Origin of the sequence: Streptomyces amritsarensis (genome assembly GCF_001953875.1) — a bacterium.
In the GTDB taxonomy this organism is placed as follows: Bacteria; Actinomycetota; Actinomycetes; order Streptomycetales; family Streptomycetaceae; genus Streptomyces; species Streptomyces amritsarensis.
In genome coordinates, this window is sequence record NZ_MQUR01000076.1 from 25272 (window position 1) to 38623 (window position 13352).

Sequence of the window (13352 nt, forward strand, 5' to 3'; positions counted from 1 at the left end):
CGGCGCCCGCCGCCATGAGGACCGGCCCCGCCGTGACAGTCGCGGACGCCGCCGGAGGGTTACCGGCGTGCGATCGAGGCGCATTGCCGCGGCCGGCAGCGGTATTTGACAGATCGCCACCGCCAACTTTGAAATGTCCATGTTCGTTCTCGGATCGGCGCATCGTCGGGGGCACGGTGCGCCATCCCGACCGGCGCCCGACACGGCGGCCGGGGTCGGAGCGGCTCCGGTCAGGTGCCCCCGCAAGAGGGGAGTAGGCCATGGATGTGATCACCCTGCACAGCAGGGACGTACCGGCGGAGCACCGGTTCGAGTGGTGGTGCGACCTGATCAGCCGTGATGTGGCACCGACCCGGATCAGTACCGACCATGTCACCGACTTCCACGCCGCCGCCGGGGCGGTGGACCTGGGACCGGTGCAGCTGAGCGCACTGTCCTTCCCGCCACTGCGGTCGACCCGGACACCCGCGCTGATTCGGCGGTCGGACCCAGAGGTCTACGAGCTCGCCCTGATCATGGGCAGCGAGATGTGGATCTCGCAGGCCCGCAGCGCGACCCGGATGCGGGCCGGCGACCTGGTGCTGTGGGAGACGTCGCACCCGTTCGACGGCCGGGGGCTGGGCGGGAACGACCAGTCCCGCGCCATCATCCTGCATCTGCCGCGCGCCACACTCCCGCTGCCGGCCACGCGGGTGGACCTGCTCCTTGCCCAGGCCATGCCGGCCCGCTCGGGCATGGGCGCGATCCTCGCCCGCTATCTCAGGAGTGTGCTCCGGGAGGCGCCCACCCTGGATCGCGCCGACGCCGATCGGCTGGGCCGCACGGCGTGGGACCTCGCCGCCGCCTTCCTCGCCCACCGCCTCGGCGTCCAGGACCGCCTGCCGGTGGAGAGCAGGCGCCAGGCGCTGCTGGCCCGCATCGACACGTTCATCGACCACCACCTCTCCGACTCAGGGCTGACCCCGCCGGCTGTCGCGGCCCGGCACCACATCTCGGTGCGCTCCCTGCACATGCTGTTCCAGCAGCGCGGGGAGGGCGTCGCGGCCCGGATCAGGCGTCGGCGCCTGGAGCACTGCCGCGCCGACCTCGCCGACCCGCTCCAGCGCACGCTGCCGATCAGGGCCGTCGCGGCCCGGTACGGCTTCGCCTCCGCCGCGGACTTCGCCCGCGCCTTCCGGGCCGCGTACGGGATGCCGCCGAGCGAGTACCGACGCGCGGCCCTCGATGCCGCCACTGCACCCGGCGACAACAGAACCTGCGCTGTCCGCTAACGACCGGGCACCACCTCCGTCGGCACACTTCGGGAGTCGGCTGCTCCCCACACGCCCGTCCGCGGCGGAGCACGCGACACCCGTACGGCGCTCCGGCCCGCAACGCATTCCTGCGCCGGCCGGTGCACGCCGACAGCACCACACAGCAGACAGCACCACACATCGGCACCACGTCCCAGCAGTACGCATCAGCACCACATGTCCGCACGACGTCCGATCGACGTTCCGAACGACAAGGGGAACCGCAATGCGCAGGACGCACAAGCTCGCACTGACCGCCGTGATGGCCGGCGCCGCCTTCTTCGCCATGGCCGCTCCGGCCTCGGCCTCGTCCATCTCCACCCCGGGCGGCGGCGCCTTCGCCTACTACGACCCGAACAGGAACATGTTCGGCCTCCAGGACTCCAAGGCCGACGGGAACAGCGTCTTCATCGAGTACTGGGTCAACAACCAGAAGCAGCCCCGGATCGTGAACTACAACGGCAACGGCTCGTGGCGCGACTACTACATCGGGGGCGACGGCCTGCCCTTACGCTGGAAGCTCTGTGTCGACATCCGGTGGTCCCAGGACGTCTGCTCCGGGACCCTCTGGGAGACGGTCTGACCGACAGACACCGAAACCGCCCCGGTTCCGGTCCGGCGGACCGACCGTCACACGCGGCGGCCGTCCGTCTCCCCCTTCGGGAAGGCGGACGGCCTCCGGCCGTGCCCCAGGGGCGGCAACCCGCCCTACCCCTGCGCGGGTGGCCCGGTTGGCGACAGCACCAGGGGCTTCGCCGGCTGCTGGAAGCGGGCGTGAAAGGCCTGCTGAACCGCTGCGCACGAAGCTACCTGCGATAGCTCCGGACCCTGCCCGCGACCGTATCGATGCGTGCTGCCGTCAGCCCGTCGCGCCGGGCAGAGCCGTGAAGGTCGCGCTGGCCGACCGCGAGGACACCGCCCCTTCCACTGCGAGTTCTCCGTCGATGGAGATCGTGCACTGGAGCCAGCCATCGGGATGATCGGGGTTGGAGGTGATGATCGTGAGCATGGGCATCGCGTCGATGCCCGACATCACGACGTCCTGCTTCCACGGTGCGACGCCGGCCTTGACCTCCTTCTGTTCTCCTTGCAGAGGGTTGCCGACGGCATAGGTCACCTCGAAGGAGCCGGTGCCGGTCACCTCGTAGGTGACCTTGGTTCCGCGCTTGCGCCGGAAGGGGAGGAACCTGCTGTTCATGTGTGGCCTCTGAGAAAGCGGACAAGGCGAACTCTCCAGTGATCCTCGCACGTGCTGCCTGCCGGGACGGCCGCAGGGGTACCAGGCACATGGACGCGGCTTTGGCACCCACCGCCGGGCTGGCCCCGGCTGATGTCCGGGCCCTGGGGCTGGCTCTCCCCGGGCAGCGCCCCCACGCCTACTACCGGCTGTGGCGGTTGCCGCGGTCACGTGCATCCGTACGGCCCTCGGATCCGGTCGGCTGTCCGCCGGCGGCCCCGCGGGTGTGTTCCCCTTGTCGCGGGGGGGCCGGAGTCGTACGAGTTCCGCTCATACGCGGTGAAGCTCTCCGGGTACGGAGCACCGGGCGGCGGCTCGCCCACTCACACTGCCGGCCCGGTGCCGGTGCCCGGGTGCCTGTGGGAGCTGCCCGTCGGGCCGGCAGCCGCTGCCGTGCCGGAGCGGGCGGGACCATTGTTGCAACAGTCCCACAGCCCATCCGGCACCAACCGCTTGACCGCCACCACACAGCGCAGATCACTCAACCCGCCACAGAGACGACGTCTTAGGGCTGGCGCTTCCAGAGTGTGACTTCGGTGAGGTAGGTCGGGACCTTGTATTGCTTACTGGTTGACGGCTCAACGGTGACGATCTTGACCATGGCCAGGTTGCCCTTGGACGTCACCGTGCACAGCAGATCGCCCTGAACGATGGCACTGGCCGCGCCCGACAGGTCCGAACTCGGCAGCCGCTCGGGGATCGGGTTGGTGGCGGCTGCGTCCGCGCACAGCTCGGGGGTGGTTCCCTTGCTCTTCCCGAACGTGGTTGAGAGCCTGACGTCCTCGAAGCCCATCTCCAGCTCTCGCTCCTTCCAGCCGATCTCCCCGAACGGAGCGACCTTGGGAAAGTCCAGGTCGACGGCGTTGACCTTGCCGAATTCCCGGCCCGCCAGCAGCTTGAGTGGCTTGTCCTTGTAGACCTCGGTGTAGGCAGGGCCGATGGCGGAGGCCTGGGGCGCGGCCGCGGAGCCGCTGGGCTGCTGCGCCGCAGGTGCGGCGCCGTCCTTCGGCTGGTCTGCCGCCTTCTGCTTGTCGTCGCCCGCGCTGGTCCTGCCGCCGTTGTCGTCGTCGCGCGTCGCGTACCAGCTGCCGCCCGCGATCAGCGCCACCGCCAGGACCCCCGCGCCGACGATCAGCGGTGTGTGCCTGCGGCCTGCGGCGACGGGCACGGGAGCCGCCGTGCCGATGGCCGGGGGCGGCGTGTAGACGGCGCTGGTGGGAGCCTCGTACATGGGGAAGGGCGGGTGGCCGCCCGTCGCGTTCTGCGTCGGCACATGCGCCGGGTGGGCCGGTGCTGCGGCCTGGGTGGGTGCGTACGTCGGCCGGGCCGGCTCGGGGGTGTGGGTCGGCGTGTACGCGGGCTGGACCGGTGTCTGCGCGAGGTGTTCGCGCCGCGTGATCTCCGCGGCGATCGGTGCGGGCAGCCAGTCCGCGAAGTCGCGCAGCTTCCGCCCTGCGGATGTGCTGCACAATTCGGCGATTTCCGCGGGCAGGGGCCGCTGCGCCGGATCGGCGGCCAGGCAGCGTTCCAGCAGCGGCCGCAGTGCGTCCGGGTAGCGGCTGAGGTCCGGTGCCTGCTGTGGGGTGTTGGCTATCGAGGCGGCGATGGAGATGCCCGAGCCGTCGCCGTACGGGTGGCGGCCGGTGGCCACGACGGCGGCGATCAGGCCCAGCGCGAAGATGTCGGTGGCGGGGGTGACGGTCCTGCCGAGGGCGTGCTCGGGTGACATGTACTGCGGGGTCCCGATGAACCCGCCGCTGCGGGTCAGCTGGGTGGTGTCAGTGGCTCGCGCGATCCCGAAGTCGATCACCCAGGGGCCGTTCGAACCCAGCAGAATATTGCTGGGTTTGAGGTCGCGGTGCACCACCGAGGCAGCGTGTACCGAATGCAGTGCCTGGGCGGTGCAGCCGATCAACTGGAACACGGCCGGCAGGGGCAACGGCCCATGGGCTGCGAGGGCCTCGTCGAGCGGCAGGCCGGGCACGAACGCGGTGGCCAGCCACGGCTGGTCCCCGCTGGTGTCGTGGTCGAGAACCGGCACGATGTGGTAACCCTGCACACGGCGGGCCGCCTGCACTTCGTGCTCGAACCGTGCCCGGAAATCGTGTTCCTGGGCGAACTCGCGTCGAATGACCTTGAGTGCGACCGGCTGATTCCCCCGGGTCCGGGAGAGGTAGACGGAGCCCATACCCCCCTCGCCGATCTTGGCGAGCAACCGGTACCCGGCTATCTCCTGCGGGTCGTTCGGCCCCAGCGAGCCCATCAGGGCACGGTCGGTGTTCGACATTGATTTCCCCTCGTTGATCAACGAGGGAAGATCGTAACGGGCGTTCGGGCCCCGGCCTGCGCCCCGTCCCTTCCGAGGCGGACCGCGGTGCGGCCGTGGCATTACTGACGTCGGCTCGTCAAGGTGGTGCTGGGACGTTGGGGATCAGGCCGGCCACCGACAGCCGTCCCGAGCGGCGCCCGCTCGCCGTCACGACCGGGGTGGCGCCTCGCCTTGCCTGTCCCAAGTCCGTTCCCGGGGTGGCCGGCGGGTGAAGCCCGCTTCGTCCTCGAAGTAGACGTGGCCCCGCAGGCCGCCCGGGCGCCCTTTCGCCTCCGCCCGGGTCGCCTCCTTCCCTACGGTGACGGCCTGCTTGGCACGCTCGGCGACACAGCGCGCGGGGGCCTGCGGGCTGGAGCCGAGCCGGTGCATCAACCTCGTGGCCCCCGAGACGCTGTACAGGAGGGGCGAGAGGTGGAACTTCCGGCCGATCAGCGTGGCGACCCTCGACGAGGTCCGCACCCGGTCCTCCACCCAGCCGAGAGACCGATGCCGCAGCCCCGCCGTCGCGCCTCGGCTGGTGCCGTTGCAGGCTGACCCGCAGGCGCCGCGTGGCCTCCACGTCCTGGCCGTCTGCTCGAACGGCCCGACCGCCTGTATCCGTACCGGTTCACGGCGCTGGCGCCTTGCTTGCAGGGGTCAGCCCGCCCCATGCGCGTACCTCACACACCACGGGACACGACACGGCCACAGCTCCAAGCCCAGCAGGCAGTTCAGCACGAATCACCCCGACGAGCCGAAGCCAGTGGCACCCACGACCTGACGGCGCCGGGCGGTACCGGGGGCGGCTATGCCCTGGCCCGGACGTCCGGATCAGTAGGCGTCGTACTCGCCGAACCAGTCGACGATGTAGTGGACCTCTCGGCTGCTCTGGTTCCAGAGGTCGATGACACCGTGGGGGCCGGTCTTGGCCTGGACCAGGTTGGAGACGTCCTTGCCTGCCGTCCAGTTCAGCGCGGAGGTGGTGGGGCGGGGCGGCTTGACCGCGTACCCGTACTGGTAGGCGTGGGCGGAGTTCGGGTCGGGGGCGACGGAGAGATGCCCCGGTCCGGTCGTGGTCGTGACGGTGAGGTTCGTGACGTGGGCCTCGATGGGAAGGTCGTAGCGGTTCCCCGAATTCAGGTGCAGGGCGTAGTAGCCGCCGGCGAGACAGGGCCAGTTGTTGGGCGGCAGGCCCCTGGTGTCGATGTGGCGGAACGGGCCGCCTTCCGGTGGGAGGCCGAGCCTCCAGGTGGCGAAGGCAGCCTTGCTGCCGGCGCCGTAGTAGCCGACGACGTCGATGATCACATCGGTTCCGGCCCAGGCCCCGTTGCGGACGCTGATCTTCCCGTCGGCGCCGACGGGGACGATGACGGAGTTGGCAACGGTCTGTCCGGAGGTGAAGTTCAGGCTTGAGGTGGAGGGGGCCGCCTGACCGCTCGGGAAGACCGTCAGATGCCCGGCCTGCTTCGGGTCGGTGACCGTCACGTTGAGCGCCACGGCGGTCGCGCCGGCAGGTATGCCGCTGCGTCCGGTGATCTGGACCCCGACGGTGCCCTGACCGGCGATCTGACCGCGCGCCGCGCCGAGGCCCTCGCGGGTGTCGACGAAACGGACCGGGTTCACCGAGGTGTAGCCGTCGGCGGCCGCACGGTCGAAGTAGCCGGTCACGTCCGCGATCAGGTCCACGGCGTTCCAGCCGCCGTTGTACAGCTCGATGTACCCGTCCTTGCCGACCGGCACGATCACCTGGTTCGGAACGGTCTGCCCGGCGGTGTAGTTCACATTCGAGGTCTTCGGCCTCTCCCTGCCCGAGGGGTAGACGCTGACGTGCCCCCCGGCGGTGGCGTTGGTCGCCGTGACGTTGAGGACCACCGCGGTGACCCCGGCCGGCACCTGCGCGTTGCCCGCGATCTTCAGCCGGACCGGCGTGTACGCCCCGACCTTCGCCCTGGACGCGCCGATACCCGCCCGGGTGTCGAGCAGCCGAGTCGGAGCGTGCGGGGCGAAGAAGGACCCCGGCGTCGTGAACGGCAGCCGGTTGACCGCCTGTACACCGTTCACGGTGTCCGTGGCCGTCACGGTGACGGTGTACTCACCCGGCCGGGGGTAGGTGTGCCTGACGTCGTACAGGATCTCACCACCGGTGACGGTGGCTGTGTGCGTGGTGCCGTCGCCCCAGGCGATGACGACCTCATGGGCGACGCGGGCCCCTTGGTAGAGGTTGACGCGGAAGGAGATGCTGCGGGCGGTCCTGGCGTCTCCCTGTATGTAAAGCTCGAGGTTCGAGGCGTCGGCGGAGGCTTGTGCCGACCCGCCCTTCGCCGTACCGGAAGGCACGACCGTACGGACCGTGTTCCCGCCCGGGCTGCGGAAGGTGCCGCTCTCCGCGGCGGCAGCCCCGTCGGGTGCGGCCTCGGGAGGTGGTGCGGACACCCCGGGGGGCGGCCGGGCCGGTGGCCTGCGCCACCCCCGGCATGAGACCTGCGCCGACCGCGAGAGCGGCAGCTGAGACAACGAGTCGGCGACTGCGCACCGGCCCCCCAATTTCGTTGTTTATTGAGCGAGTTCGAAAGCCTGTTCAGCGTATCGATCGGCGCGGACATGCCATACGCCCGCCCGGGTCTGAAAGGCCACGGTTTGATCACGCCGCGACCCAGCAGCGCAGTCAGGGTCCGGGCGGGCCGATACGGATCAACCCCCCGACCACCCGTGAACCGGCCCCGCCGCTCGTCGGCGGCCGTGGACGCCCTGTCGGTGCCGCGTGCCGTCGTGGACCACGCCCTCGACCGGATCCTGTCCAAGGGCGAGTACGACGCAGTCCGGGGGCTCTCCACGACTGGTGGTCTGCGGATCGGGACCTGCCGGAGGCCGTCACCGCCTCCGGCGAACCCTCCGTGGACCCTCCGTCGTGTTCGGCTGCGAAAACCGCCGCACCGGCAAGGCCCTCCCTGTTCCTGAACCAACGACGGCATGGCGGAGGGGGCGCATCCCCTGGTCGACGGGATGTGCGCGCAGGAGCCAGAGGCCTGCACGCACGGGCAACAAGGGCCAGTCATAGCCGAGTTACGGTGTGGACACCTCAGGTCGAGGGCTCATGAAAGGAAGACTCGATGAGTACGATCAAGCCGCGCCGTCGGCGTGGCACGGCCGTCGGAGCTGCCGTCGCGGCCTTGGTGATGGCGGGTGTGCTCACGCCTGCGCCGGCGTCCGCGGCGTCCAACTGCCCCAACAATCATCTCTGCTTGTACAAGGTCAGCTTCGGCGTCGAGATCGAGACTTCCGTCCGCCTGGTCATCCCGGGGTCGACGAGTAGTCGGAGCACTCTGGGGCTGTTCAACAACCAGACGAGCTCGGTGTCCAACCGGACGTACGACGCGTGGTGCCTTACCACCGATCAAGGTTTGAGAGGGAAGGTGATGAGGGTGGGGCCGTGGGAGAACTGGAACGAGCTGCCCTTCTGGGCTGAGGACGACATCGAGTCCCTCTACAATTGCTCCTGAGTGCCTGATCCGATCCAGTACGACAAGGAGTGGTTTGGGTTGGCTTGGGTGAGGACGAGTTGGATTCCCGGCGAGGGTGCCCCGCTCGTTCTGGTGAGACGGACGGGATGCGGCTTCGCCCGGAACACGCTCTGTCGGAGTGGTGACACGGGACAACCCGGGGGCGGGGGTGTGCCCGCTCAGCCTCGGGTGTGCTCGCGAGGGGCTGGTTGACCGGCCCGGCGGGACTGCCGCCATCACCCTCATGACCCGTCGCATCACCCGGAAGAAGAAGCTCAGCCCCTCCGCCCTCACCCACGCCGCCTGAACCCTCACACCACCAGCCCAGCCGGCAGCCCGGTACACGGGGCGGTGGCAGGCTTCGCCGCCTCAAGTACTCAGGTCCGCGGGCGATGGGCGGGGCTCCTCGGTCAGCCTGGCAGCGCGGAACCTTCGCCGAACGCAGCGAGCAACTGCAGCGGCCACTCAGGATCAGCCTGGCCGATGGCCAGGGCAACCCACCGATCGGATGCAGGAGGCCGCCACACCTGCATGCTGCCAGCCAGATTGGAAAGGAAGCCCATCGGCTCGGGTGCCTCGAAGTCCGGATCCGGGAAGTCGAGGCCGAGATAGGACGCGAGGTCGACCGCCTCGGGCGCACCCCAGCGTTCAGTGAGGAGCACAGCCAGACCGGCGAAATCGGCTGCGATGCTCTCCTCGGCCTCCTCCACCGTCTCGGAGCTTCGGTCCTCCCAGAAGTCCTGGCTCTCCACGAGGACCACCACGTGATACCCGGGACCGCCCCACCGGTCGGCGGCCCTCTCCTCCTGCGAGGGAAACGGCATTGCGTGAACGCTGTCAACAACGTGCATCAGCTCGTCGGCGGAGCACGTGAGGTGCTGGGTCGGCATGCGCGCAGCCTAGTAGTAGTCCGTCGGCTGGACTCGGCGATGCCCGACCCCTGTGCCACGTCCGACCTCAGCGGCCTGATCAGCGCATACCGCTCTCGCCGATGCGCAGCCATACGCGGGATCGTCCGGCTCTCATAGTTTTGCCGCCGTGCGGTCGGTGAAGGCGCCGGTCGGAGGCTGATGCTGCCCCTGGAGCCGTGGTCCCAGCACCCCCTGATGCTCGCCGGCGGTTGAACCGTTGAGCGCCCCTGCGGTTACGCCTTACATATCTGGATCACGGGTTGGGGGCAGCGGGGATACGTGCGCCCTGTCGGCGATCCGGGGATCATGTCTGCCTGTATGAAGAGCCGCTGCTGAGCTGGGGGAAGCTGCTGTGAGCACGGGAAAATGGCTGTGGGTCTGCCTACAGCGCTACGTCATGATCGCCGCTCTCGGCTGGTTGGCTGCGGCGCTGGTGTTGCCGGTTCTGGGCGAGGACCCCTTCTGGGCGTCGTTCGGTGCGGGGCTGGGGGTGGGGCTGGTCGTGGTGCCGCTCCTGACGGTCGTGACCGTGTTCGTTCTCGTCCTGCTGGCCGGTCGGCGGTTCGAGCCGCCGACCGGCGGTCCCTCGCGGATCCGGGGCGGCTGGCTGATCGTGCTGCCCCTGGTCCTGCTGCTGCCCGTGGCCCTGCTTGTGCCGCTTCAGTACCTGATCGTGCTCGGCGCGCAGCTCGTGTACCTGGTGTGGGTGCTGCCCTGCCAGGACGCCCGCGACACGGCGGACGTGCTGGGTTCGCTTGCCGACCCGGCCGTGCCCGCGGAGCAGCGGGCCCGGGTGGCACGGGCGGTCGTGGGACTGCAGGGCAGGACGGTGGTCGAAGCCCTGGTGCAGGCCTCGGCCGACGCGGAACCGGAGGTCGCCGAAGCGGGACTGGAGACTCTCTGCAGCATCTGGCGGCGCGACGGAGTCGTCGGCGAGGGCCTGCTGCTGAAGCTCGACCCGCAGGCACAGGACCGCGTCCGGGCCCTCGGTGTTAGGGTGCGGTCCCCTTGGTGAGAACGGCGGCGATCGGCTTCGACGCTCCGTGAAACGACGCACGTAGGCTTCCCGGCCTCAGCGCTCCCGGTCCAGTCCAAGGGCGGCCAGTACCTTTTCAGGGCTCCACGCCGCAGCGTTGCGCAATTGCTTCCAGACGTTCGAGTTCCCGTCGCGCTGCTGTTGGATGAGCGAGATCAAGAGCCATCCCTGCGCGGGCCCAGACGTAGAGGATGTCCTGGCGGGTGGCGGCGTCGAGGCCGGGGGCACTCTGGAGGCGTCGGCCCGTGACACGCAGGTAGATCGCGATGCTCTCGAGATCCTCGCGCAAGTGCACAGGAAGCACCTGCCGCAGTTCGTCCTTGGCGTAGTCGCGCGCCTGCCGGTCCGCCGCACAGGGGCCCGGCTGCTCAGGAGCCCAGGGAAGGCCAGCCTCTCGGGCGTCGTCGTACATCTGTGCGACCAAGGCGCGTGCAAACGCGAGATCACCCTCATCGGCCGCCGCGCGGGCCGAGCCCAAGGTGGAGCGCAGTCGTGCACGGACCTGGAAATCCTCGCCGGTCCGGGCGTTCAGATAGCTGGACCACACGTCAAACGCCCTGTTCAACTCGGCATCCAGCATCAGCTTGTACACGTCCGGCACTACGCCGCCCCTCCGTCGGGCCCATCCGGGCATGGAGGGCAGCGGACAGGATAGGACGGGCGCTGGGCGGTGCACCCGCGAATTACCTGGTGCAGGGTGCAGGACAGGGGAGAGGCGGACGCCGCCCGGCCCGCTCCGCTTCCGGGTCGTGTGTCTGCATCACACACGTGTACGGGAACGGGTTGATCGTCCGGGCCGGGAGCCGCGGTTATCCGTCGGACGACGGACGCCGAACGGGTCGAGGTCCGTGCCCCGCTTCCGGCGCCGGCCTGGCTGGAGGGCCGGGGCGGGCAGCCGGAGGGCTGCTCTCACCGGCCCGGGAGGAGGCCGGGGTGGGGGGTGTCCGGGTGCCGTACGGATCGGGGAGGTAGCCCATCGTGCGGGCGGGCCTGCCCCATGACGCCGGGGGAAGGGGCGTCACGGGGGAGGGGCCCGCTACGGAAGCCCACCCCCACGGCGAGGCCTCCGGTACGTACGCGTCTGACCCGGCGCCTCCTCCCCAAACGTCCTTCCGGGCCATTCTGAGCGGGCGCCACGTCCGGCTGCTCGCGGACTTGCGCGCAGAGCCCTTCCGACGCTGGTCGGGGCGTGGACCCTGGCTCTGTTCCGGATGCTGTGCCGGCCGGGTCGTCGCACGCTGGGGTGCATGGCGGATCAGACGGAGATCGTGATCCATCCCGTGTCGCCGCAGGGCGGGCGGAAGGTCACCGTGCACGCCCTCGGCGTGGATGTGGACCTCGGTCGGGCGTTCTCACCCGGGGACGTGTCGGAGTTCCTGCGCCGGGCCGGCCTGGAGGACGTGGATCTGTCCGAGGACGGGCCGGTCCGGTGGGAGGGTGGCGGCCCAGAGGTGTGGGCCGGCGACATCTGACCCCCGGGCACCGGACGCATGATGCTCTGGGGGTGGGATGGGCTTCCCTGCCGGCGGGCGCTGGCAGGCCGCGTTCCTGTGTCAGGTGTGCAGGCGGCTGTCGGGGCCCTCTCCGCTCTGCATGGTGTTGTTGTCGAACCAGTAGTCCCCTGCCGCCAGATGGCGGAAGGAGCGGGTGTTCTTGGGCGCCGGCTCGGCGGTGACGGCCCGCTTTCCGTCCTGGGCCGGGGTGCCGGCGGAAAGGATGACGGTGCCTGCGGTGCGGTCCGTGCGCGCGGTGTGCTCCGGCATGGGAATCCTGCTCCTTACGGTGTGGGGAGGGGTGGGTGTGCTCATCCTCAGCACCGCGGCCTCGCGGCGCATCCGGACCGGCCACCGCTCACCCTTCCGCCACGCTGCGTAGCGGAAATGGTGCGAGATGTGACTTCGGGTGTCAGTGTGGCGGAGGAAGTACCACCCCACCTATTGAGGAGTCGCCGTCATGGGCGGTATGCAGGACAAGCGCCAGGAACCGGGCAAGGGTCGCGAGGAGCAGCGGCGGCCGCAGCGTCCCGGTCAGGACCCGGCCCACCCCGAGCCCGGCATCCCCTCCCGCGGCGGCCAGCGGCCCGACGAGATGGCGCGGCGTCGCGAGGAGGACCCCCTTCACGACGAGCGCGACGACTTCTGAGCCCAGCAGCACCCCACGCACGCAGAGCCCGGCCAGGCGCCCGTAGGCATCCCGGCCGGGTTCTGTTCATGCCGTGGGCGGGCCCCACGGGAGTGAGAGCCGCTCATGGAGAGGGGGTTCCGGAGGCACATGGGCCCCGAGCATCGGCCGACCCGGCCGGGAGGCGCCGGGGCGGGCCGGAGTGGGCTTCGCCGACGGCGCTGCGGCTCCGCGTGCGGCGTCATTCTGGCGGCGGGGGTGGGGTGGGTGTGCATACTGCTGGGCATGAGGTTTTCGCCCGTTGCCCGTATCCACTTGATGATCACGTTCGTGCTGGTGATGTGCGGGGTGGCGGGCGGGGCCTGCTTCGGGTGGCTCCTGGGCGGGCGCGTCACGGGGGTGCTGGCCGCTGTGGCGGCGGGGCTGGGCGCCGCGATCGGCTCGTTCCTGTCGCGTCGGCATGTGGCTGCCTTCCTCCGTCCCGATCCCGCCTGCGACCGGGATCCTGTGTCGGCTCCCGGCGCCGACCCCCTGCCTCTTTCCCTCCCCGTCCCCGTCCCGGTCCCCGTTTCCGTTCCTGTCGTGGCGGTGGGCGGATATGCAGAAGGGATCGCGGATGCGGTCCTGGTGAGTGTGGCGACCTATCAGGCGGCGGCTTTCCCCCTCACGGCATTCGGGGTGAGTGAGGAGGAGCGTGACGCGCGGCGCGGCGTCGCCTACCGGGTCTGCGCTCACGAGGGCTTGCCGCAGGCGGTGCGGGTGTCGGCGGCCGCGGCACTGGAGGCGGTCGATGAGGGCGTCGATCCCGGCCGTGCACATGCTGCGGTGCGGGCATTGTCGTTGGCCGTCTATGACCAGCGCGCAGCCCGCTGAGCCTGCTCCTGCCTGCGGGGGGTGGGGGTCGCCTAACTTGTTCTTTAACGTCCGAGGTCGAACGATGCCTCGTA

Annotated in this window: 14 protein-coding genes; 7 read left to right on the forward strand and 7 right to left on the reverse strand. The window is 70.1% G+C overall.

All coding sequences use genetic code 11. The features are described from left to right. Positions 1 to 260: 260 nt before the first annotated feature. Both AVW11_RS26590 and AVW11_RS26595 read left to right on the forward strand, forming a co-directional pair. The gene (locus AVW11_RS26590; RefSeq protein WP_076046272.1) at positions 261 to 1271 is read left to right on the forward strand and encodes an AraC-like ligand-binding domain-containing protein; all 1011 of its coding nucleotides are present in this window, start codon (positions 261 to 263) and stop codon (positions 1269 to 1271) included. A gap of 247 nt (positions 1272 to 1518) precedes the next feature. Continuing rightward, positions 1519 to 1875: a hypothetical protein gene (locus AVW11_RS26595; protein WP_060181014.1), complete on the forward strand. Its 357-nt coding sequence runs from the start codon at positions 1519 to 1521 to the stop codon at positions 1873 to 1875. Between the two features lie 276 nt (positions 1876 to 2151). Here AVW11_RS26595 and AVW11_RS26600 read toward each other — a convergent pair whose 3' ends face one another. The 4 genes from AVW11_RS26600 to AVW11_RS26615 all read right to left on the reverse strand — a co-directional run bounded on the left by AVW11_RS26600 (position 2152) and on the right by AVW11_RS26615 (position 7270). Next, complete coding sequence (locus tag AVW11_RS26600) at positions 2152 to 2490, reverse strand: hypothetical protein (protein ID WP_030854793.1); 339 nt, start codon at positions 2488 to 2490, stop codon at positions 2152 to 2154. 544 nt (positions 2491 to 3034) lie between these two features. Further along, a complete protein-coding gene (locus AVW11_RS26605) occupies positions 3035 to 4816 on the reverse strand; it encodes a serine/threonine-protein kinase (protein ID WP_240528267.1) in 1782 nt (593 codons plus the stop codon). A gap of 189 nt (positions 4817 to 5005) precedes the next feature. Beyond that, a complete protein-coding gene (locus AVW11_RS38635; RefSeq protein WP_338058882.1) occupies positions 5006 to 5329 on the reverse strand; it encodes a helix-turn-helix domain-containing protein in 324 nt (107 codons plus the stop codon). A gap of 339 nt (positions 5330 to 5668) precedes the next feature. After that, entirely contained in the window at positions 5669 to 7270 is a 1602-nt protein-coding gene (locus tag AVW11_RS26615) for a PKD domain-containing protein (protein WP_076046273.1), read from the reverse strand. A 677-nt stretch (positions 7271 to 7947) separates the two neighbouring features. Between AVW11_RS26615 and AVW11_RS26620 the strand changes: the two genes are divergently transcribed. Continuing rightward, complete coding sequence (locus tag AVW11_RS26620) at positions 7948 to 8337, forward strand: peptidase inhibitor family I36 protein (protein WP_076046274.1); 390 nt, start codon at positions 7948 to 7950, stop codon at positions 8335 to 8337. Between the two features lie 410 nt (positions 8338 to 8747). Here the strand turns inward: AVW11_RS26620 and AVW11_RS26625 are convergent, their stop codons facing one another. After that, on the reverse strand, positions 8748 to 9227 hold the full coding sequence (locus AVW11_RS26625; RefSeq protein ID WP_076046275.1) for a hypothetical protein: 480 nt from the start codon (positions 9225 to 9227) through the stop codon (positions 8748 to 8750). A gap of 373 nt (positions 9228 to 9600) precedes the next feature. Between AVW11_RS26625 and AVW11_RS26630 the strand changes: the two genes are divergently transcribed. After that, complete coding sequence (locus tag AVW11_RS26630; RefSeq protein ID WP_143568908.1) at positions 9601 to 10263, forward strand: hypothetical protein; 663 nt, start codon at positions 9601 to 9603, stop codon at positions 10261 to 10263. A 97-nt stretch (positions 10264 to 10360) separates the two neighbouring features. On the opposite strand, the gene AVW11_RS26635 is transcribed toward AVW11_RS26630, so the two are convergent. After that, the gene (locus tag AVW11_RS26635; RefSeq protein WP_240528269.1) at positions 10361 to 10876 is read right to left on the reverse strand and encodes a hypothetical protein; all 516 of its coding nucleotides are present in this window, start codon (positions 10874 to 10876) and stop codon (positions 10361 to 10363) included. Between the two features lie 655 nt (positions 10877 to 11531). Here AVW11_RS26635 and AVW11_RS26640 point away from each other — a divergent pair. Beyond that, positions 11532 to 11756 (forward strand): hypothetical protein, encoded by a 225-nt coding sequence (locus AVW11_RS26640; protein WP_030854812.1) that lies wholly within the window; start codon positions 11532 to 11534, stop codon positions 11754 to 11756. 81 nt (positions 11757 to 11837) lie between these two features. On the opposite strand, the gene AVW11_RS26645 is transcribed toward AVW11_RS26640, so the two are convergent. Beyond that, positions 11838 to 12047, reverse strand: coding sequence for a hypothetical protein (locus AVW11_RS26645; RefSeq protein ID WP_240528270.1), 210 nt, complete (start codon positions 12045 to 12047; stop codon positions 11838 to 11840). Positions 12048 to 12237: 190 nt separating this feature from the next. Between AVW11_RS26645 and AVW11_RS26650 the strand changes: the two genes are divergently transcribed. After that, positions 12238 to 12426 (forward strand): hypothetical protein, encoded by a 189-nt coding sequence (locus AVW11_RS26650; RefSeq protein ID WP_060181019.1) that lies wholly within the window; start codon positions 12238 to 12240, stop codon positions 12424 to 12426. 264 nt (positions 12427 to 12690) lie between these two features. Continuing rightward, a complete protein-coding gene (locus tag AVW11_RS26655; RefSeq protein ID WP_143568909.1) occupies positions 12691 to 13278 on the forward strand; it encodes a hypothetical protein in 588 nt (195 codons plus the stop codon). The last annotated feature ends 74 nt before the right edge of the window (positions 13279 to 13352 follow it).

Bases quoted from the DNA above. Each gene is read 5' to 3' on its own strand.
- AVW11_RS26590 (WP_076046272.1), top strand. From the start codon at position 261: ATGGATGTGATCACCCTGCACAGCAGGGACGTACCGGCGGAGCACCGG.
- AVW11_RS26595 (WP_060181014.1), top strand. From the start codon at position 1,519: ATGCGCAGGACGCACAAGCTCGCACTGACCGCCGTGATGGCCGGCGCC.
- AVW11_RS26600 (WP_030854793.1), bottom strand. From the start codon at position 2,490: ATGAACAGCAGGTTCCTCCCCTTCCGGCGCAAGCGCGGAACCAAGGTC.
- AVW11_RS26605 (WP_240528267.1), bottom strand. From the start codon at position 4,816: ATGTCGAACACCGACCGTGCCCTGATGGGCTCGCTGGGGCCGAACGAC.
- AVW11_RS26620 (WP_076046274.1), top strand. From the start codon at position 7,948: ATGAGTACGATCAAGCCGCGCCGTCGGCGTGGCACGGCCGTCGGAGCT.
- AVW11_RS26625 (WP_076046275.1), bottom strand. From the start codon at position 9,227: ATGCCGACCCAGCACCTCACGTGCTCCGCCGACGAGCTGATGCACGTT.
- AVW11_RS26640 (WP_030854812.1), top strand. From the start codon at position 11,532: ATGGCGGATCAGACGGAGATCGTGATCCATCCCGTGTCGCCGCAGGGC.
- AVW11_RS26645 (WP_240528270.1), bottom strand. From the start codon at position 12,047: ATGCCGGAGCACACCGCGCGCACGGACCGCACCGCAGGCACCGTCATC.
- AVW11_RS26650 (WP_060181019.1), top strand. From the start codon at position 12,238: ATGGGCGGTATGCAGGACAAGCGCCAGGAACCGGGCAAGGGTCGCGAG.
- AVW11_RS26655 (WP_143568909.1), top strand. From the start codon at position 12,691: ATGAGGTTTTCGCCCGTTGCCCGTATCCACTTGATGATCACGTTCGTG.